14 protein-coding genes and 3 pseudogenes are annotated in these 19,455 nt (G+C 68.2%); 6 read left to right on the forward strand and 11 right to left on the reverse strand.

The window, feature by feature from the left end:
• Positions 1–493 precede the first annotated feature (493 nt).
• Positions 494–1,612, reverse strand: coding sequence for a hypothetical protein (locus MQE23_RS42130; RefSeq protein ID WP_020272736.1), 1,119 nt, complete (start codon positions 1,610–1,612; stop codon positions 494–496).
• Positions 1,613–2,191: 579 nt separating this feature from the next.
• On the opposite strand from MQE23_RS42130, the pseudogene MQE23_RS42135 reads away from it, so the two are divergent.
• Positions 2,192–2,365, forward strand: a pseudogene (locus MQE23_RS42135) (restriction endonuclease); the annotation flags it as partial.
• Between the two features lie 157 nt (positions 2,366–2,522).
• Here the strand turns inward: MQE23_RS42135 and MQE23_RS42140 are convergent.
• Positions 2,523–2,690 carry a hypothetical protein gene (locus tag MQE23_RS42140; RefSeq protein ID WP_020272302.1) on the reverse strand — a complete coding sequence of 56 codons (168 nt, stop codon included), beginning with the start codon at positions 2,688–2,690 and terminating at the stop codon, positions 2,523–2,525.
• 732 nt (positions 2,691–3,422) lie between these two features.
• On the opposite strand from MQE23_RS42140, the gene MQE23_RS42145 reads away from it, so the two are divergent.
• The gene (locus MQE23_RS42145; protein ID WP_243382078.1) at positions 3,423–3,923 is read left to right on the forward strand and encodes a hypothetical protein; all 501 of its coding nucleotides are present in this window, start codon (positions 3,423–3,425) and stop codon (positions 3,921–3,923) included.
• A gap of 392 nt (positions 3,924–4,315) precedes the next feature.
• The gene (locus MQE23_RS42150; protein WP_243382080.1) at positions 4,316–5,149 is read left to right on the forward strand and encodes an NAD(P)H-binding protein; all 834 of its coding nucleotides are present in this window, start codon (positions 4,316–4,318) and stop codon (positions 5,147–5,149) included.
• Between the two features lie 421 nt (positions 5,150–5,570).
• Here the strand turns inward: MQE23_RS42150 and MQE23_RS42155 are convergent, their stop codons facing one another.
• Positions 5,571–5,798, reverse strand: a complete 228-nt coding sequence (locus MQE23_RS42155; protein ID WP_020272299.1) for a hypothetical protein — start codon at positions 5,796–5,798, stop codon at positions 5,571–5,573.
• Positions 5,799–5,939: 141 nt separating this feature from the next.
• The gene (locus MQE23_RS42160) at positions 5,940–6,494 is read right to left on the reverse strand and encodes a hypothetical protein (protein ID WP_243382082.1); all 555 of its coding nucleotides are present in this window, start codon (positions 6,492–6,494) and stop codon (positions 5,940–5,942) included.
• 104 nt (positions 6,495–6,598) lie between these two features.
• On the opposite strand from MQE23_RS42160, the pseudogene MQE23_RS42165 reads away from it, so the two are divergent.
• Positions 6,599–6,937 (forward strand): annotated as a pseudogene (locus MQE23_RS42165) (XRE family transcriptional regulator); the annotation flags it as partial.
• Positions 6,938–7,628: 691 nt separating this feature from the next.
• On the opposite strand, the gene MQE23_RS42170 reads toward MQE23_RS42165, so the two are convergent.
• Positions 7,629–7,901, reverse strand: a complete 273-nt coding sequence (locus MQE23_RS42170) for a hypothetical protein (RefSeq protein WP_243382084.1) — start codon at positions 7,899–7,901, stop codon at positions 7,629–7,631.
• 523 nt (positions 7,902–8,424) lie between these two features.
• On the opposite strand from MQE23_RS42170, the gene MQE23_RS42175 reads away from it, so the two are divergent.
• On the forward strand, positions 8,425–11,664 hold the full coding sequence (locus tag MQE23_RS42175; RefSeq protein WP_243382085.1) for a helix-turn-helix domain-containing protein: 3,240 nt from the start codon (positions 8,425–8,427) through the stop codon (positions 11,662–11,664).
• 308 nt (positions 11,665–11,972) lie between these two features.
• Here the strand turns inward: MQE23_RS42175 and MQE23_RS42180 are convergent.
• The 6 genes and pseudogenes from MQE23_RS42180 to MQE23_RS42205 all read right to left on the reverse strand — a co-directional run bounded on the left by MQE23_RS42180 (position 11,973) and on the right by MQE23_RS42205 (position 17,829).
• Positions 11,973–13,311, reverse strand: a pseudogene (locus MQE23_RS42180) (MFS transporter).
• A gap of 121 nt (positions 13,312–13,432) precedes the next feature.
• Positions 13,433–13,570: a hypothetical protein gene (locus MQE23_RS43565; protein WP_279345176.1), complete on the reverse strand. Its 138-nt coding sequence runs from the start codon at positions 13,568–13,570 to the stop codon at positions 13,433–13,435.
• 78 nt (positions 13,571–13,648) lie between these two features.
• Positions 13,649–14,797, reverse strand: coding sequence for an N-methyl-L-tryptophan oxidase (solA, locus tag MQE23_RS42190; RefSeq protein WP_243382087.1), 1,149 nt, complete (start codon positions 14,795–14,797; stop codon positions 13,649–13,651).
• Positions 14,798–14,817: 20 nt separating this feature from the next.
• Positions 14,818–16,221 (reverse strand): FAD-dependent oxidoreductase, encoded by a 1,404-nt coding sequence (locus MQE23_RS42195; protein ID WP_243382089.1) that lies wholly within the window; start codon positions 16,219–16,221, stop codon positions 14,818–14,820.
• Between the two features lie 368 nt (positions 16,222–16,589).
• Positions 16,590–17,075: a RidA family protein gene (locus tag MQE23_RS42200; protein ID WP_243382091.1), complete on the reverse strand. Its 486-nt coding sequence runs from the start codon at positions 17,073–17,075 to the stop codon at positions 16,590–16,592.
• Positions 17,076–17,148: 73 nt separating this feature from the next.
• Positions 17,149–17,829 carry a haloacid dehalogenase type II gene (locus MQE23_RS42205; protein WP_020272288.1) on the reverse strand — a complete coding sequence of 227 codons (681 nt, stop codon included), beginning with the start codon at positions 17,827–17,829 and terminating at the stop codon, positions 17,149–17,151.
• A gap of 257 nt (positions 17,830–18,086) precedes the next feature.
• Between MQE23_RS42205 and MQE23_RS42210 the strand changes: the two genes are divergently transcribed.
• Positions 18,087–18,773: a GntR family transcriptional regulator gene (locus MQE23_RS42210; RefSeq protein WP_020272289.1), complete on the forward strand. Its 687-nt coding sequence runs from the start codon at positions 18,087–18,089 to the stop codon at positions 18,771–18,773.
• Positions 18,774–19,455 lie beyond the last annotated feature (682 nt).

Consider the following 19,455-nt stretch of genomic DNA (forward strand, 5'->3'; position numbering starts at 1 on the left):
ACGGTTGGCCGGCTGGTCCGCGCGGCCTGGGCCGAGGAGGCGGGCAACCGCTTGACGTGAGGATCGTCCGGGGAATCGTGCAGCGGCGGCTCTGGCAGCCGACGTGCAGCATGCAGGAGCCGACTCTCAGCAGCGGTAACGGCTCGCTGCAGCAGGACGGGTGCAGCGAGGCTGTGTTGTACGGCCGTGCTGCACGCGCGCGAAAGTCGTCGGTGCCGCGGTAGCGCAGGCACCGGGCCGGCGGGAGGCCTCGGCCGTCCCCGGCCATTGCCGGCCCGGCGGTATCGGGGACGTCAGTCGGTCGCCGCCGCAGGCCGACGGCACCGGCGCCTCTCCCGCGCCGGCGGGCTCGCAGGGCGGCGCCGCGGTATCCGGGCGATGTCCACCTCGCCGGCGTTGATCAGCGCCTCGCGCTGCCGTATCCAGGTCACCATCGGTGACTGCGCCCGCGCCGTCCACGCTTGCGTCGGCGGCTCGATGGCAGCGTGAGACATCACGGGGTACGGAGGCCCGGCAAGACGACCTGGGCGAGGACCGCGTCCGCTATCTGTTCGATGGTGTGCGCGTCGGTGTCGATGCGCAAATCGCCGATCGCGGCGGCTTCCAAAGCGGTGGCGGATGCCACCGCTTGGTCGGCGGCCTGGACCAGGCGTGTGCCGGACTGCCCGAGCAAGGGGTCGCCCGGCTGCAGCCAACTACCGCCTTGCCCGCGAAGCATGATCCGCCTGGTCAGCTGATCCCGCCCGGCGTGCAGTCGGCATACCGTGAGGTCCGTCGCGGACAGCGCATCGGCGTACGCCTTGGCCACGGACTCGTCCTCAACCGGTCCGGTCATGATCAAGCATTGAGCCCCAGCTGCCCGGTAGGTCCGCCACACAGCAGCCATGTTCCGGGCCTTGACCCGGTGATTGCCGGGATCATCGTTCGGAACCGGGTGGCAGAAGCCGAGTTGGTCGAGATCGAGATAAGCGGCCATGACCCCGGCCCGCAGCACCCTTTGGTAGACCTCGAAGCCGACCGTCGACTTGCCGACGCCGGTCGCACCGCACAGCCACAGAACCGGATCATGAACCAAAGACGCCGCCTGCGCCGAGACCGGGCTCCTGTCCGGTGCGGTCACCGCCGCGACCGTAGGCGGCTTGACCGCGCCGCCCGGCTGGACCGGAGTGAGGGCCGGCCATCCACCGGTGCGCTCCCTGACCAGCTGCGTCACTTCGTGCACCGGCAGGCCGCTGGTGTCAACGCACGTGTCCGCGAAGCTGCTCGCGTCCAGGGCATCGGCTTCCCGCAACACTCCGTCCATCAGCTCGGCAGGCCCACCGCGGCCCGTGAACCGCTGCCGAAGCTCGTCCCGGTCCGCACGCAGACGACACACCGTCACCGCGGCCTGCGGAATCTGGTCGACATGCACTCCACGGACGGGATCGACGACGCCGGAAACGATGAGACACCGCGCGCCGGCCGCCCTGAACCCTGCGGTCACCGCATCAAGGTTGCGCGCCTTCATTCGATGCCGGCCCGGATCCGTCGCGGGCTCGGGGTAGCAGATGCCCAGCTGGTCGATGTCGACGAAGCCGGCCTCTATCCCGGCCCGCGTGAGCTGGGAGTACATCGCCCAAGCGGCCGTGGTCTTACCCACTCCTGGCGGGCCGCACAACCACAGCACGGGAAGCAAAGCACCCCTCACCGACATGCCTCCAGATCCGGGTGACACGCCCCTCCGGGTGACGCGCCCCGACTGCGGGGACAGCCGACCAGATGGGCAGAGATCACGGCACGGATTCTCGCGACCGCAGACGTACCTGTCGACCGATTTAGCTCCCAGGGAGAGTTAGACGAATCCGACGGATGCCCGTCCCTACGCTGCCCAGCGAAGAATGATCATTCAGTACCGTCCACCTACCCAGACCCGCCTGGACGGACGAGCAGCAGACCTCGTGGGAGACCGCTTGGCGGGCCTGGCGAGACCTCGCCGGCGACGTCCAGGCCGCGGTTACGGATTGCGCGAAGGAGCAGGGAACTGCGCGCCACGAGGTCGAGGCGGATGTGAAGAAGGTCCCCGCCCGCCACCCGGGCCTCCTGGCCGGTGGCTGACCTACGAGCCCTCCGGCCAGCTCGCGAGCACCTGCTCGCCGTCGTCGGCGCACTCGGTCAGAGCGATCCGGGCGCCGTCGATGCTGCCCCTTGGGCGGTCGCGGTGATCGTGACGAACGGGCGGGTGACCGCGCCGGCCGTGGACTTCGTCAGGCAGCAGCGGCTGCATGTGGTGGAGCGCCAGACGCCGGCTGTTTGGGCGTCGGGCTCCCGGCCGTTGTGGGAGCTGCTGCGGGCCGTCCCGCCCCCTGGACGGCCAACGTCTTTGAGCTGGACTGCGCTGCGAGTCGGCTCCTGCGCCGTGTGCCCGTCCGTGGCCGGGCGCTGCTGCGCCGGCTGAAACGCTTGCGGCGGGTTCCCGCGCTCTTCCGGTGCGAGAACCCGCCGCTGGCGTGTCAGGGGACGGGGTTGACGGTGACCTCTGTGCCTCACTGGAGTTTCACGGCGGTCCAGTTGGCCAGGTAGTGGCAGCGTTCGGCGGGGTTGTCGGGCACGAGCCAGGTGGTGGGGTCTTGGTCGGCCTTTTGCCGGTCGGAGCGGGCGCTGACTGCCTCGAGGTGCCGCTCGTCGTCGAGGTAGTTGGCGGTTGGTGACACGGCGTTGCTTGGTCCAGGCGGAGGCTCCGGAGTCCCAGGCTTCGGCGAGTGGGACCAGGTGGTGGCAAACCCATCGGGTTGGCCCATGCCGAAATGGAGCCCGGAGGCACACCTGAAGTTCATGCACTCACGACTCCGGCGACTGGGCGTCCACAAGCCCATCCGTGAGACATGTGGACGCCCACGGAATCGTCTACCGCTGCGCTATGCCGGATTTGGGGCACGAGGTTGGCATCAGCGACGGTGTGTCAGATTGGTGTTCATCCACCTGCGCGAACCGCACCACGGTCCTCCGTGGGCCGCGTCCTCGCACGTAGCGCTGTCCCACCCGGTGTTCGCCGTCCGGCCCGACGGTCGGTCAGGCGGGCCACCACCCATTGTCATGCAAGCGACGGATGGACGGGTACCTGCGTTCGGCGGCCCGTCGACGAGGGGCGTCCGAGCGGTGCGAGTGCGCGGAGTGGGGAGATCGAAGATGGGATTGCGCGAGGTGCGGGGCGCCCGGGCCTTTCAAGGCTGCACCCGAGTTCTGGCGGGCCGCTACCGTCTGGATGCGCGGGAGCGCTGCTGAACGCTTCGCGGGTGGATTCAGCGACTCCTACGGGCCCGGCAGGCTACCGACCAGCCAATTGAGATGACCTGTAAATACCTGGCGGCTCACAACGTGGGCGAACAGCCTGGAAAACGGCCCGGCGACACCTCGCGACCTCGATCTCTAGGAGGAAGACGAACGTGATCTCAAGACGGAACAGAAAGACCGACCGGGGGACCGGCCGCCGGGGGTGGCGCGCGCTGCTCGGCGTCGCCTTCGCGTTCGGCCTGGCTGCGCTGACGCCGCTCCAGGCCCAGGCGGCCCCCATCCAGAGCGTTGGCTACGGCGCCCTCCCCAACGAGGGCCTCTACCCCGAGCAGACCTCCTGCTCGGGGAGCTACTACCAGCCCGGCGTGCCCGGCGGGGCGACGAAGACGGCGGTGTACGGCGGGCGCACCATCACCCTGAAGTACTTCTACAGCCCCGGCTGCGGCTCGTTCGCCCGCATAGAGAACGCGCCCCAGGGCTGCGCCGCACACAGCAACCGCCTCACCGATTCCGGGATCGTGTGGGTGCTCGAAACGGTCGACCCGGGCATCAACTACGCCTACACCAAGGTGATCAACAACCTCAACGGCCGGCAGAGCAAGGCGGTGCTGTTCTGCGACAACCAGCGCCTGGCCGAGACCGCCTGGTACTAGGACCCGGGGCCCGGTCCGTTCCCGTCCGGGCCCGCCCCGGACGGGAACGGACCGGGAAGGACCGCCGCCTGCGGACGCGGGGAGCATGAGCGGCGGGCGCCGCAGGACGTCGCCGCGGTGGGACCAACCCCGTCGGTGTGTAGGGAGCAGTCGTTCACGGTCTCCGCGAGGTCGTCGGCCTTGGGACCATCCCCTGGGTGCGCGAGCAGGCTTTTTACCTGCGAGTTTCCGAGAACCGGGCCCCGCTGTCAGCACTCGTCTGCGTGCCCGGAGAAGTACGCGGATGAACGTGCCCAGCTCGCGACACCTGCCGTTCCTTCTTGATCTGAAGCTTGGTTGAGGTATTAACGTCACGGCACGTTGATCACCGTTTGATGACAGGAGAAGTCCTCATGATCCTCGTGACCGGAGCCACCGGGAATATAGGAAGTGCCCTCTTGCAAGAGCTCCAGGCGTTCGGCGCCGGACAGTTGAGGGGGCTCACCCGTGACATTGCACGGGCCGCGTTCCCGGCAGGGGTCGAAGCCGTTGCAGGTGATTTCGATGAGACGGCCTCATTGAAGCCCGCGTTGGAGGGGGTCCGATCGCTGTTCCTTGTGTCACGCATGGGTTCGGACGCCGAGATCATCGAGGCGGCCAGGCGGGCAGGCGTGGAACACGTGGTGCTGGTCTCGTCCATTACCGTCCAGACCCATCCGCACCTGGGCCCCGCCGGCGAGAACCTGACTGTCGAGCAGCTGCTCAAGGACAGCGGCATGACGTGGACGATCCTGCGGCCGACGCAGTTCGCCTCGAATGCCCTGTGGTGGGCGGGAACGATCCGCGAACACGAAACGGTCCGCGTGCCCTTTGCGGACATCGGTCTCCCCACGATCCACCCGGCGGACATCGCATCGGTGGCTCGGGTGGCACTGACCGAGTCCGGCCACCAAGAGCGGACGTATGCGCTGACTGGTCCGGAGAGGGTCACGGCTCGGCAGCAAGTCGGTGCCATCGCGGCAGTGCTGGGGCGGGAAGTGCCGTTCGCCGAGATCAGCCGGCAGGAAGCCCATCGTCAGATGGCCGTCTTCCTGGGCGACGAAGCCGCTGACGCAGTGCTCGACCTGACGGGTGGCAACGTCAACGACGAGCTGCTCATGGTGCGTGACACCGTTCCCCAGATCACGGGTGCCCCGGCCAGGACGTTTCAGCAATGGGCCGCGGAGAATGCCACCGCCTTCCGCTGAGCCGCCCGATCCTCAGCACGTTCATCGTGCCCCGACAGCAGGACGGCTGGCCGTCGGGGCAGGCAGTGAGGCAGAGATCAGCCGGCCTTGGCGGGCTCTGCCCCGGAATCCCCGCGGGCGCGGGGAGGAGTGTCTCGACTCGAACGTTCCGGTGCCGGCCGCGGGACCAGCCTCGCGTGCGCGAGGAGTTGGCGTGTTGGTCCTGGCCAGACACTAAATGCGCGGTCGGCCCTGCTGGTGAGGGCATTGTCGCGTCCGGTCCAGCCGCCGGTGCGTGGTCCGCCGTGCTTGAGGAGGTCGTCGAGGAGCTGCATGTAACGGCCATAGCGTCCCGGTGCGCGAGTGAGGGTGAGGCCGAGGTCGTCCAGAGCGTGTTGGACACGGCGGTCGTAGACGGCCATCCGTGTGGGCGCCGCTGCGGTCAGGACAGCTGACGCCAGGGCATCGCCGGTACGGAAGCCGGGCAGCTCCCACATGATGTCGCGCCCGCGCGGGCAGCCTCACCGCGCGGTACCGCGGTGTCGCGGACGGCCGTGACGGGCCGCTCGGTGACTGCTCGCACGTGGGCGTCGGAGAGTGACATGAGCGCCGACACCCACGGGGTCTGTGCGGACAGCCGTTTCCAGACCACCAGGGCTGCGATGTCCATCTTGCCGAGACTCCCTCCGCGCAGGGCCCTGCTCCCCGCGCCCCCGGGGATGGTCCCCCGCTCAGCACCGACTGCTCTTCTGTCTACACACCGATGATCATCGGTCGCCATTCCGGTTCCCGGACCAGCCCATCAATACGATCACGCCCTGCGGGCGAAGTGAGGCCCGGCCCAACCGGTGGCGGCCACTACCTCCCGCGCGATGTCAACGACGAGCCGTGCGTCCGTCGCCACTCGCACGGTCTCTGCGTGGGCCCGCTGGTCCAGAAGCCGTGCCTTGCGGGCACTTCCTTCCAGCTCCTGCTCCAGTTCTGAGCCGAGTTCTCGTCCCACCAGCCGCTCCCGGGCGGTGGTATCCGAGGCGGTAAGCAGGACTCGTGTGATCCCCACTCCGCCCCCCATGGCACGCTCAAACATGCTCGTCGCCTCCGGCAGCACACTCATGGTGTTCGTGTAGATGAGGCGTCGGTAGCCGCGCTGGGCGAAGTTCGCCCACACGGCAGATAGATTGGTCTCGGTGATCTCCGCGCGGTGGGGGTCTCCCACTGGAGCTGGATGCACCTGGCCCATGAAGTCACCGTCGATGATCGCGTGAGCGACCGCCTCGGAGCGCAGCAGCGCCGAAACCTCCCACCCCACCGTCGTCTTGCCGACGCCAGCTCGTCCGCCGATGAGCAGTACTTCTGCGTGATCCATGGGGGCAGCGTGCCAGGGGGCGACCACCTCACGCGATCTGATATCGATCCGTTCGGGGGGGCCCGCGGCATCGATGAACAAGGTGTGTACGCATTACGCACGAGAAAGGCACCAGGCCGGTCGCCGATCTCCTCGCGGTGTCCCAGCGCACCGTGGAGCGGTACGTCGCGGGCAAGCTCAAGCGGCCCCGCCGGGACCTGCGCGAGCGCATAGAACGTGAGGTCAAGAGGCGGTGGCAGCCGCAGATCCGGGCGAAGGCGAAGAAGGGGGCCGCGAGCACCGGCGGCCTGGTCGTCTCCACTCGCGCATCGTTCGGGTTCACCGCCGCGCCGGGCACGACCGACGACGCCCGCGTCCGCGACATCACCCAGGCCCTCCCGCCACGCTGGGCAGACCGTCTCTTCGAGGCCGGTGACGCCGGCGCCAACGAGCGGCAGCTCCAGCGACCACGCGGACGCACTCCCGTGTGGACGGGTCCCACAGCCGGGTCGTCTGCTCCTGGCAGACCGGGAAGAAGGCGCCCAGTTCTGGCTCCAGTTTCGCCGCCGGGGGCGGCCAGGCCACCGGTGCCATCTGCCTCTACCTCATGCACCTGCGCCGCGGTGAATGGCGGGATGCGAAGTACTGGGCGAGGCAGATCGAAGCCCTGGAGGGGGAACCTTGCCAGTGCGCGCCCGTCCCGCACGAGGTTGTCGACACCAGCACCAGCGCTGCCGGCCCCGATGGCGCCCTGACCGTTTTCCTCGACATCCGGTGCTCTGCTCGGCGGTGTGTCGGGCCAGGCAGTGGCGGCGTGCACGCCCGATTCGACGGCGTGCCGCGGCTGAGCTCGGCCGACCTCGTAGCGGTGACGCTCTCGCATCTCGTCCGGGACGACGATGGCCTGCACAACCCCTACGGGGTCGCACAGGCCGTCGTCATGCAGGTTCCAGATTTACCACCAGCGTCCCGACAGTTGGGCTGGGGTGCCGGCGTGCCTCGTCACTGGTAACGGGCGCGGTGTTCCATGTGCCGACCGTTCTTGGTGAGGCACACTTCGCCAGTACCATCCGGTCCGGCACCTGCCATGAGACCGTCGCACAGCAACGGTTGCGAACCGTTCATTCAGCGATCAGCTGGTCTGGACGAAACGCTTCAGCAGCCGTCGACGTACCACACGGGACGCCAGTCGGCTCGCGCATCCGAAGAAGGAGCGCCCGGGGTGGTGTAGATGAGCCTCTTGTTCTTGTCGTACATGCGGGCCTTCGTCCCGGCCGACTGGTTATTGTACCAGGACCCGCCGCCGTTCAGGCCGTCGGGGATCTCCTGGAGGTAGCAGTCCTTGAACTTGAAGGCCAGGACCTTGAAGTTCGCCTGCTTGTAACCACAGAAGTAGTACTTCGGGCAGTCGGACGGCGCCGCCGCCACCTGAGGCTACGCCGAGGCGGTGGTGGTGAGGGTGCCGGCCAAGCCGAGCACCACGGCCGACGCTGCCAGGCCGAACTTGTGCGATGTCCGCATGGGAAATCACCTTTCAACGGTAGCCACCTGCCACACGGCTGATGGCGCAGATCCGACCTTCGATTCACGGGCACGGCTTGTGCCCACGGCGGCACGCCGTCGGATCCCGGGGCGTGCCGTTCGGTTGGTTCGGCATCGAGTTCATAGGACTGAGGGTTGTTGCACAGCCGGGCCCCGGGCGTGAAACAAAGCAGGTCACAAGCCCGGGTTGGCGAGATGGTGTCTTTCGCGGTGGTGGGGCGCGTGCTGGGATGAGACGCCGCTGCAGGTCACGGGGCGGCACGGGGAGAAGGAAGCGACACGGGGCGTCCGGAGGCGGACGTCGATCCGGGGCTGGGTCCGGTTCAGCGGTTCGCGTTCGAGCTGCGCAAGCTGCGTCAGGAAGCGGGCGTGAGGCTCGACGTTGTACCGACGGATGGGCGGGGGCGGAATGGGCCGTAGTGAACGCGAGCTGGACCCGGCGGCAGGCCCGGTTCAGGCGTTCGCTTTCGAGTTGCGCAAACTGCGTCGAGAAGGCGGGGCTCTCACCTACCGGGTCTTGGCGCAGCGCACGTCGTATTCGGCGGCCACCCTGTCACGGGCGGCGTCGGGGGAGAGGTTGCCGTCCCTCGCGGTGGTACTGGCCTATGTGCAAGCGTGCGGTGCTGATGTCTCGGAGTGGGAAGATCGCTGGCACGCGGCGGCCCGGGAGGTGGCCGCCGAACCGCAGTACGGGGAGGATGCACAGACTGCGCCCTACCGTGGGTTGGCCCGCTTCGAAGCTGCCGACACTGAAATGTTCTTCGGCCGGGACCAGCTTTCGGCTCAGCTTGCCGAGTGGGTGCATGCCCATCGTCTGGTCGCTGTCGTCGGGGCTTCTGGGAGTGGTAAGTCCTCTCTGCTGCGTGCGGGACTGATTCCTCTGCTGCGGAGCGAGGCAGCCACGGATAGGCGGCCGGCGGCGATCCGCATCCTCACTCCCGGTCCCCGGCCCCTGTCCGCCCTCGCCGCCGTGATGAAGGCGAGCGATGAGCGCGGGGACACGGTCGTCATAGTCGACCAGTTCGAGGAGCTGTTCAGCCTCTGCGCCGATCCCGCTGAACGACGGGCCTGCCTGGACCTGCTGCTGACCGCGACGGACCCGGAGAACAACGTACGGGCCGTGATCGCGGTACGCGCGGACTTCTTCGGCCACTGCGCCGAGCACCATGCATGGGCCGCGGCACTGCGCCGCGCCACTCTGCTCGTCGGACCCATGAGTCCCACCGAACTACGCCAGGCGATCGTCAGGCCCGCAGCTGCCGCCGGTCTGATCGTCGAGCGGGACCTGACCGCACAGATCATCAAGGACGTCACCGAGAAACCCGGCGGGCTGCCGTTGATGTCCCACGCCCTGCTGGAGACCTGGCGCCGACGCAAGGGACGCGCCCTCACCCTGACGGCCTACAAAGCCGCCGGAGGCGTTGCGGGCGCTCTCGCCCAGACTGCGGAGCAGCTCTACACTCGCCTGTCCACCCACGAGGCCCGAGCAGCCCGGCTCATCCTTCTGCGGCTGATCACTCCCGGAGAAGGCGTGCAGAACACCTGCCGGCCCGTGTCGCTCAAGGAATTGGACCCGGCCAACGCAGACGCCTTCGCCGCCACCGGTGAGGTTCTGGAGCGGCTGGTCAAGGCCCGCCTCGTGACACTTGACGGGCAGACGCTCAGCCTCGCGCACGAAGCCCTCATCGCGGCCTGGCCGCGCTTGGGCGGATGGATCGACGAGAACCGCGAACGCCTGCGTCTGCACCGGGGACTGACCGAAGCAGCCCGGAATTGGGAGGAACTGGGCCGAGATCCAGGCGCCTTGTACCGGGGCAGCCGCCTGACCGCCGCCGACGAGTATCTGGAGCGCCGGGAGCTCACAGGTCTGGAGCACGCCTTTCTCACAGCCAGCCTTGACGCTCGCGACCACGAGCAGTGGGCGACTCGCCGGGCGGCGCAGCGGCTTCGTCGACTGAGGACGGCCCTGTGCATAGCTGCTGCACTAGTGGTGATCGCAGGTTTGGTGGCCTGGCAGTGGAATCGCATCGGCGAGCGGCGGCTGGCTGAGGCGACATCCCGGCGGGTCGCGTCGGCCGCGGAGAGCTTGCGCTATGCCGACCCGCAGACCGCGCTGCGGCTGAGCGTCGCAGCCTGGCGTATCAGCCCCACCCTGGAAGCCAGGGCTGCCCTGATGAGTGCGTTGACCCAGCCCGAGCAGGACGCCTTCACGGAGCCCGGCACGGCTGTCAATGACCCTGTCATGGGCCCTTTCTTGAGCAACGACGGCGACATGCTGGTCTCCGGTGGCGCCGGACGGGTACGGCTGTGGAACCTGAGCACGCATCGGCTCATCCGTTCCGTGCACGTCGGGAAGGACGACGACTTGTTCCGCATCTCTCCCGACGGGCGGCGGCTGCTGCTTTTCGCGGCGGGCAGATGGCAGCTGAGAGACGCTACGTCCGGCGCGGCGACCCAGCTTCCGTTTACGTTGACCGACGGCACGGTGAGCTTCGGGCCCACAGACGACATGCTCTTTCTGCATGACGACAACGGCCGCTTGACAGCCTTGTGGGATCTGCGACGGCACCGCAGACTGCCGCCGCACGGATCCGCGCAGACCTCGGGTACCTCGCGCGAGGGCCGGAAGCATCAGGCAGAGTGCACGCCTTCCGGCGAACTCCAACTATGGGACGGCAGCTCTGAGCGCCGCTTCCGCAGCACGGGCCCCTTGGCCCTCGCCGTTCGCCTGTCCTGTGGCCCGCGTCCCCCCGACGTCGTCCAGCCGTACCCCCTGTATCCGGGCAAGGAACGCCTGATCGTCGTCACCGGCTCCCGGATACGTACCTGGGACGTGCGAACCGGTAAAGAGGGGCCGCCCGTCCGCACATCCCCACACTCTCCCGTCACCGTGACGGCCGATGGAGATTTCCTTACCCACGCAGATAGAGGGGCCATCCTGGTACGGCGGCTCAGCAACCCCGGCAAGCCGGTCTACCGATACCCGCTGCACGGCCGAATCGTCTCGGACGTGCGGCTGGAACCGCGCCACAAAGTGATCCGGTACATAGAGCAGCAGCCCGCCTCAACACCCGTCGTGCGCTCCCTGTACCTGGGTGACGCCGTGGATCCTGGTTGGAGAGTCCAGGCCTCGGAGGATGCATCTTCGCCCGTGGAACCCGGAGGCCAAGTCACCACCCGCCTGACCTCCGTTGCTGCTGACCCGGTGCACAGGGACCGGATTGCGGTCGGTGACGAGTACGGGTGGGTGACCATCTGGGACCGCCCGCTCAAGCACCGCTTCGCCATGTTCGATGCTCTCTCCGCAGGCAGGGAGAACAAAGCCCCCCAGGCGGTCTCAGCACTCGCCTACTCACCCGACGGCCGCATCCTGGCCGTTGCGGGCGGCAGCACCGTGCGGCTGTGGGATACGACGACGACAAGGCCTCTCGGAGACGGTCTGCTTACATCCGGGGACCAGGTGGGCTCCCTCGCTTTCAGCCGCGACGGAGCCACACTCACAGTCCGTGGCGACCACACCCCACCGCGCACCTACCCTGTAGCCCCCGACCTGGTAGCCAAAGCTGTGTGCGCCCGGGCAGGAAGCGGCTTGTCCGGCCGAGACTGGAGGGCCTACATACCGGGCTTCCCCCACCAACGGACCTGCTGACCGTCCATGGTCCGCGACGTCCTGGAGATCGCTGTGCGCTCCCCGTGGGGTTGGCCCCAGCGGAACGTCGGCGATCCATGAGGCGAGGACGTCGTCCGCGCCGCTTCCATCGGGCAGCTGTCCGCCGTCTGCGTGATCAACCGCCTCACGGATCAGGTCGATCGCCGCGGCCCACGCCGCCGAGTCGGCGCCCTTCGGAGTCACGACGGTGTCGGCGGTCGTCAACGATGCCGCCGCGCAGGGGGGAGCAGCCCGCCACCCGCTGTCCGGGAGTTTGTTCCGCTTTGACGGACACATCGGTGGGGTGGTCAGGTCGCCGAGGCAGCCGGCTCCGCGCCTGAGGTGCTCTCGGCCTTCTTCGGGTGGTGGGGCAGCAGTGCCACCGCCAGGGCGGGGACGGCGGCGAGGATGAGCCATGGGACGGCGGCCGGGAGGTCGAGGAGGGAGCCGGTGACTGAGCTGCCGATGAGGACGATCAGGCCGGAGACGGAGGACAGCGCGCCGGTGTAGAGGCCGATGCGGCCGTCCTCGGCGAGGTCGGGCGCCCAGGCACGGGCGGCGGGGACGACCAGCATCTGTCCGAGGGTGAGCAGAACGACGTACCCGGCGGCGGGCAACAACCCCGCCACCCCCGTCCAGCCGGCGGGCCGGGCGGCGGCCACGACCCCGAAACCGGCCGCGATGAGCAGCAGCCCGGCGATCATTGAGCGGCGCAGGCCGAGCCGGTCACCTGCCCAGTGCGCGAGGGGCAGTTGGGCGCAGACGACCAGCAGGGAGGACAGGGCGAACAGCCAGGACAGGGCCGCCTGGGAGCCGGTCGCGCGCCGCACCTCGTCCGGCAGGGCGAGGTAGAGCTGGTAGTAGGCGAGCAGGTAGGTGCCGTAGGCGCAGCACAGGGCGAGGAAGCTGCGGTTGCGCAGCAGTGCGCGCGTGCCGCCCCGCTGTCGGGTGCGCACCCGGCCGGGGATGTGCTGCGGCATCAGCCATATGTGCCCGGCCAGGACGAGGACGAAAACAGCGGCTCCGGCGAGGTAGGTGGTGCGGAAGTCCACGGCGAGCAGCAGGGCGCCGAGCAGCGGGCCGATGAAGGCACCGGCCTGTCCGGCCGCGCTCAGCAGAGCCAGCACCCGAGTGCGTGAACCGTGGCCCTCCTCCTCCCTGATCACCGCCTGCCGGGCCACTTCGGACTCCACCGCCGGTGAGAACAGCGCGGCGGCGAAGCCGATGAGGAGCACCGCGCGATCACCGTCCAGGTCTGTTCCGCGTACCCCAGCCATGCGAATCCGGCGACCCGCAGCCCGCAGCCGGCCAGCACGATCGGGCGTACGCCGATGGGGGTCCCTCCCGCTCGAGCGAAGCCGAGAGTGGGGGAGGTCGACGAGTGTGCCGCCGACTACGAAGAGGCCCTGCTGGCTGAAGGTGCGCAGACCCAGGACGAAGCCGACCATCCATCCCGCCATGCCGAGCGCGGTGCCGAGGTGCTCGGCGAGGAACGGCAGAACGGCGAAGGAGCCGATACCGGAGGTGAGTTGGGTAAGGATCAGCAGCCGCAGCAGCGGTGACAGATGCTTCCAGGTCCGCTCGCGTGAAGGCTTGGGTCGTCCGGACGGTTCGGCGGGTCAGGGCGCGGGAGATGAGATCGGACATGGTGGTGTCCGTCTGTTCCTGGGTTGTGTGAGTACGGGCGTACGCGGTCGTTCCGACACCGTCTGCGCCGTCCCGCTGGGATGGTCCGTATGCACTCCGGGGTGGGCCGACGCCCGCCGCCTCAGCCGCGGGATGCGTACTCCACCGGCCGCCGTGACCGCGAGCGCCCCGAGCAGGGCCCCAGGACGGCGGCCGGGGCGAGGACGGCCCAGAGGGCGCGTTCGGCATACGGCTGGTTCTCGGCACCGTTGCGGGACATCAAGAGTTGAGTCCTGCAACGACCGTCAGCCGGATGGCGATACCGAGGCCATTGCGCCGAGGCGGCAGGAGTGGGCGGTTACCTGGTCTTGAACCGGTCCGGACGCACGAAGTCCAGGCCTTCCATGGTCTGTTTGCCGAGCGCCTCGTGTGCGGCGATGTGGCCATAGCCGGTCGCCATTTTGAAGCCCTTTCCGGAGAACCCGGTGGCACAGTAGATCCTGCTGTTCTCGTCCAGCCGGCCGACGAGGGGATGCCTGTCCTCGGTGAACAGGTCGGGGAAGGCGTCCGAGCGCGCGATGGTGGGGATCAGGCCGGGGAAGAATTCGGTGACGATCTCGGTGACCTTTTCGACTTCTTCCCGGGTGAGTTCCCTGGGTACGGAGTCCGGGTCGGGGGTTGCCCTTGCGCGCCCGGCCAGCGGTCCGTCCACCGATGCCTTGACCGTCACGCCGTCGACGGCGGGTGCGCCGTACATGGAGCGATCCTCGTACCACCGGCTGAAGGCGGGGAAGTTCTCCGGCGAGAACTGTGTGCCGTCCTGGGCGATGAACCAGGTCAGGACGAGACGATGGGTTTCGGTGACGGCCTTGAGGTGGTCGGGCATGAGTTTTCGGGACCAGCCGCCCGAGGCGACGATGACCTTCTCGAACGTCCAGGTTCTGTCGCCCGAGGTGACGACGACGCCATGGTCGGTTTCGGTGATGCTGTCCACGGGTGTGTTCTGAAGAACGGTGGCACCGTTCGCCTGGCCCGCCGAGATGGCGGCGCTGACGGCGCGGTCGGTGCGCAGAACGCCGCCGTGGGGGTCGTAGACGGCGCAGTCGTCGGGGCGGAGGTTGTGCTGCGGGTAGCGTTCGGCCATCTCCTCCCGGCTGAGGACGTAGTGCTCGGCTCCGGTGATGCGCGTTGCCTCGAGGAGGCTGTTGATGTAGCTGCCGTTCGCTGTCCCGATGGACAGGCCCCCGGTAGGCGTGAGGATGTCCTGCTGCCCGGTTTCGGCTTCGAGCTCGGCCCAGAGGCTGCGGGAGCGTTCGATGATGGGGTAGTACTCGGGCCTCCCGAGGTAGATCATGCGGAACAGGCGGGTGTCCCCGCCCACGGCACTGCGGCCGTGGGCAGGGGTGGCTGCCTCGAAGCCCACCACCGAGCCGGACAGCCGGGAGGCCTGCCACAGGGCCATGCTCCCGATGCTGCCCAGGCCGATGACTGCGAGTTGTGCGTCCATGAGAGCAGTTTCCTTTTCGTCTACTCGTGGAGTCCGGCGAGGCGGCTGCCGAATCGGGCCAGGAGTGAGGTCTTGCTGGAGCCCCTGCGCTCTTCCCACCGGTCGGCGATACCGAAGAGCCGGTACATGGCATGAACACCCAGCCAGCGGATGGGCTCCGGTTCCCACTTCGGCGCCCGGTGGCCCACCCAGGGAAGCGTGGTCCGTTCGGTTTCCTTCTCGAAGGCGAGCTCCACGAGAGTCCTGCCGCCGACATAGGCCGCCGTGACACCGTGTCCCGCGTAGCCGGTGGACGATCCGACCCCGGATGCCGGGTCCCAGTGCACGCCGCCGTTCCAGTCCCGCGTGACGCCCAGGACTCCCGACCAGGCGTGATCCACCTCGAAGGGGATGCCCGGGAAGAAGGTACTGAGCTTGTGCGAGATCAGGTCGATGGTGGACTGGGCGGTCGCACCGGCTCCCCCAGTGCCGGACCCGAAGCGATAGGGGACACCACGGCCCCCCATGGCGATACGGCCGTCCGACGTCCGCTGGGAGTAGATGAACGTGTGAGCGGAGTCGTTGAGGCACTGGGGCCCGTCCCAGCCGATCTGCTGCCACGCCTCCTTCGGCAGGGGCTTGGTCACGATCATCGAGGAATTGACCGGGATCAGGCTCCGGCGGCCCAGCAGCTGTCCCGAATAGCCTTCGGTGCAGATGAACGTCTTGGCCGCGGTGACACGCCCGTCGGCCAGGGTGAGGGTCTTGCCCTCGACACGGTCCACGCGGCTGCTCTCGTAGATCCTGACGCCCATGGAGGTCAGGGTGTCGGCGAGGCCGTAGACGAGTTTCGCGGGGTGGATCCGCGCGCAGTGCTTGTAGAAGAGCCCGCCGTGGACGGTGGAGATGTTGATCCGGGACTGGAACTCGTCCCGGTCGAGCAGGTGGACCTCGTCGTCGGTCAGCCCGTACTTCAGTTCGGCATCACGCCGGGTGACAAGCCGGCCCAGCCCCGCCCGCGTGTGGGCGGCGACGAGCGCTCCGCCCTTGTGCTGATCGGCATCGATCCCCTCGGCCTCAAGGATGTCCAGGACCGCGTCGACGCCGGCGACGAACTCCTGCTGCAGCGCCCGGCTCGCCTCCAGCCCTCCGCCGGCGCGGGCGAAGGTGGCACGGTTTCCCGGCGGCATGGCCGAGAGCCAGCCACCGTTGCGCCCCGACGCGCCGTAGCCCACCTGCTCGGCCTCGAAGACGGCGACCGAGAGCGACGGTTCGAGCTTCTTGGCGAAGTACGCCGCCCACAGTCCGGTGTAGCCGCCGCCGACAATGGCCACGTCGACGGAGTCCTGGCCGGTGAGACGGGGGAACGAGGGCTTCTTGTCGGCCAGTTGGGCCATCCAGAAGCCGAGCTCTCCGTTTCGGGGTGGTGCCGCAAGCGCGTTCATGTCGTGTCCTTCTTCTGTGTCTGGGAACCGTGTGGGCCGGTGCTGGAAGGCGGTGTGGCCGCCGTCGACGGGGCGGGTTGCCCCGGTGATGTACGAGGACTCAGACGACGCGAGGAAGAGGACGGCGGCGGGCGATCTCCACGGGGGAGTGGCGAGGTGCCTGAGCGGCTGCCGGCGCCGGCCCCCAGGCCCCCCACGCCCGCGGATGGGGGCCTCGGGGCCGCTGACCTGCGCTGGAGGGAGGCCTTGATATGTGAGTTGTGACGTATGGCCTGGAGTCGAGGCTGTGCTCGGCGCCGAAGTCCTGCACACGGCCGATGGTTCCCGCATCACGTCGACCGGCACCATCGGCGCTTCGGTACGCGCCGCTACACCGCGGTGCAGATCATCTGGATCTCCACCGGGGTGTTGAGCGGCAGCCCGGCGACACCGATCGCGGTACGGGCGTGCCGTCCGTTCTCGCCCAGTACCTCGATGAGCAGTTCACTGGCCGCGTTGGCGACCTGCGACTGCTCACCGAAGTCCGGCGTACTGGCCACGAAGACCAGCATCTGCACGATCCGGACCCGGTCCAGATCGCCCACCGCCTGCACGGCGGCGGCAAGGCAGTTCAGCACGGCATGGCGCGCGAGCTCCTTCGCGGTCTCCAGCTCCACGTCCCGGCCGACAACGCCCTGACCCAGCAACTCACCGTCCCGATAGGGGAGTTGTCCGGAGATGTGGATGCTGGAGTCCACCGCCCGGTGGTGCACGAAGTATGCGTTGCCGGGAAGGTCGGGCAGCTCCAGTCCGATGTTCTGGAGCCTTTCCGAAGCCGAGTCGCCCTTGACGGTCTGAGGCAGGGGCAGGCTCATGCCGCCACCGCCTTGCTGTGGACCATTTCCTCAGTTCTCCTGTTTTCGGGTTCTCCAGTTCTCCGCTCGGACGTCAGGGGCGCGGCAGGCCGAAGAGGACCGGGAGGTCGGCGATGTCGGTGATCCGCTCGTAGCCGAGCCAGTGCTCGTCATGCTCGAAGCCGCGGTCGACGTACACCTTGTTCTCGATGCCCATGACGGTCGCGGATCGGTGGTCATACATGGGGCTCGCGGAGACGTGGACGATCTCGTCGGGTGTCACGCCGAGCTTGTCAAACATGTACTCGAACGCGCTGAGTCGCGGCTTGTAGACGCCCATCTCCTCGGCGCTGATGACGACCTCGAACGGGGCCTTGAGGTTCTCCGCGAGGCGCACGGCGTGCGCGGTGTCGCTGTTGGTGATGATGACCAGCGGGACCTCCTCGGCCAGGCGGTTCAGCGCCTCGGTGACACCGGGGTAGGGGCCCCAGGTGGGGATGCGCTCGTACACCGCCCGCGCCTCGTCCTCGCGGTACTCGAGGCCGACCTTGCGCGAGGCGCGTTCCATGGAACGCGCGACGACCTGGTGGAACGGCTGGTACGCGCCCGTGCACTCGTCGATCCGGTACGCCTTGCAGATCCGCAGGTACTCATCGGCGACCTCGGCCGGCAGTCGGTCGCCCAGGATCTCGCGCATCGTGTCGTTGATGCTGAACTTGATCAGCGTTCCGTTCATGTCGAACGTCGCGAACTTGGGCTTGATGTCGAATGCCACTGGTCCTCCTGTGTGTTTAAGTGGAGCCGCCTGACACTGTGGTCGATTGTCGACCATCTGTTTGGTCGATTGTCGACCAAACGTGTCTGAGCTGTCAACAGCGCCAGAGGAGCGCCTTGGGCAGGACGGCGCCGACCCCCTTCCGTGCGCATGAGGTGATCCACCGGCGCAGCCCACTCGATGACGTTGATGCAACCGGCGGAGGTATAGTCGACAAACGACCAAGTGGTCGGCAATCACCGAGGGAGGGCCACGGGGTGGACCACAAGTTCGAGTGGCAGGAGCAGCGGATGACGACGCCGGACGGCGTCTACCGCACACTGCGTGCCGCCATCCTCGATGGGACCGTGCCTCCTGGTGGCCAGCTGCGCGAGGCGCACATCGCCGCGGATCTCGGCATCAGCCGGTCCCCGCTGCGCGAGGCGCTGACCAAGCTGGAGGAGGAAGGCCTCGTCGTGAAGATCCCCTACCGTGGGGCGTTCGTCGTGGAGGTGAGTGCTCGGGAGGTCGCCGAGATCGACTCGGTCCGGCTGCGCGTCGAGCCGTACGCCGCCGAGCTCTCGGCCGAAGCGCTGCGCGGTCCTGAGCGGCCCCAGCTGCTGCAAACCGTCGAGGATCTCCGCCGGGCCATGGAGAAGGACGACATCCCGGCCAGCATCGACGCGCACCTCCGATTCCACCGGCTCTTCTACGAGCTCTCGGGGCACGGCGTCCTGCAGAGTCTCTGGAACGGCTGGGAGACCAAGCTGCGCCTCCACCTCAGCGTCGACCACCGCACCTACAGCGACGACCCGCAGCAACTGGTCGTCGAGCACGAGCGGTTGGCCGCGGTCGCCCTGGAAGGCGACACCGACGCGTTCCGCCAGGAACTGGCTGCCCATTTCCCCGTGGGGCTGGGAGCCCGGGCGGGAGACCCGGGGGAGCCCGCGTCCCGGCATGTCTGAGTCCATGCCGCCTGCGTGAGACATCCAAGCCCGCTCGCCACGGCGTCGACGTCGCTGCGTTCGGTGATCGAGGTGTGCGACCACGGGCAGGGCATCGATGAAGGGTCCGCCGGCGGGCGCATGCCGGATCGAGCGGCTGGGCCGAGTCCTGGGTGCCTCCTGTCGTGGCCGCGATCGGTCGGCTTCCGTCCGGCAACTGCCGCGCGCACGGTGACGGACCCGCCCGCGCACCGCGACCAGGCAATGCGCCGATGTCGCCGACTCCGTTCGGGGTGGGGCAGCCGTGGCCGGTCGCGGCTGGTGAGGCGCATGCGTAACCGTTGATCGGCATGCATTCCGGCGGCGCCGTCCGCGCGGTGCCGAGGTTGCCGACGTATCTGCGGGCGACTCCCCCTGGAGCGCGGTGTCGCGAGGCTCGGGGACGCGGGCCGCGTTCGCTGTGCTGTTGAACGGCAAGCGCTGACTGGTAGTCAGGTCGGGCGGATCAAGAGGGCCAAGCGGTTCAGGCGGGTCAGCGGGTCACGGGGCAAGAGGATCAAGGGGCTTCACTTATCGCGCACTGGCCATGCGATCGCGATCGAATCTCAGTCTTGACAAAGTCTAAACTGGAGTTTACTTTTCAAGCTCCTTGAGTAGGTGTGCGTGGCCTGGGTGGGTTTGTTCTTGGGGGTTGGCTGCTGCA

Origin of the sequence: Streptomyces sp. HP-A2021, assembly GCF_022807935.1 — a bacterium.
GTDB classification, from domain to species: domain Bacteria; phylum Actinomycetota; class Actinomycetes; order Streptomycetales; family Streptomycetaceae; genus Streptomyces; species Streptomyces afghaniensis.

Excerpts from the sequence above, each read along its gene's own strand:
- MQE23_RS42130 (WP_020272736.1), bottom strand. The coding sequence starts at position 1,612 with ATGTACTCCCAGCTCACGCGGGCCGGGATAGAGGCCGGCTTCGTCGAC.
- MQE23_RS42150 (WP_243382080.1), top strand. The coding sequence starts at position 4,316 with ATGATCCTCGTGACCGGAGCCACCGGGAATATAGGAAGTGCCCTCTTG.
- MQE23_RS42155 (WP_020272299.1), bottom strand. The coding sequence starts at position 5,798 with ATGGACATCGCAGCCCTGGTGGTCTGGAAACGGCTGTCCGCACAGACC.
- MQE23_RS42160 (WP_243382082.1), bottom strand. The coding sequence starts at position 6,494 with ATGGATCACGCAGAAGTACTGCTCATCGGCGGACGAGCTGGCGTCGGC.
- MQE23_RS42175 (WP_243382085.1), top strand. The coding sequence starts at position 8,425 with ATGGGCCGTAGTGAACGCGAGCTGGACCCGGCGGCAGGCCCGGTTCAG.
- MQE23_RS43565 (WP_279345176.1), bottom strand. The coding sequence starts at position 13,570 with ATGTCCCGCAACGGTGCCGAGAACCAGCCGTATGCCGAACGCGCCCTC.
- solA (WP_243382087.1), bottom strand. The coding sequence starts at position 14,797 with ATGGACGCACAACTCGCAGTCATCGGCCTGGGCAGCATCGGGAGCATG.
- MQE23_RS42195 (WP_243382089.1), bottom strand. The coding sequence starts at position 16,221 with ATGAACGCGCTTGCGGCACCACCCCGAAACGGAGAGCTCGGCTTCTGG.
- MQE23_RS42200 (WP_243382091.1), bottom strand. The coding sequence starts at position 17,075 with ATGAGCCTGCCCCTGCCTCAGACCGTCAAGGGCGACTCGGCTTCGGAA.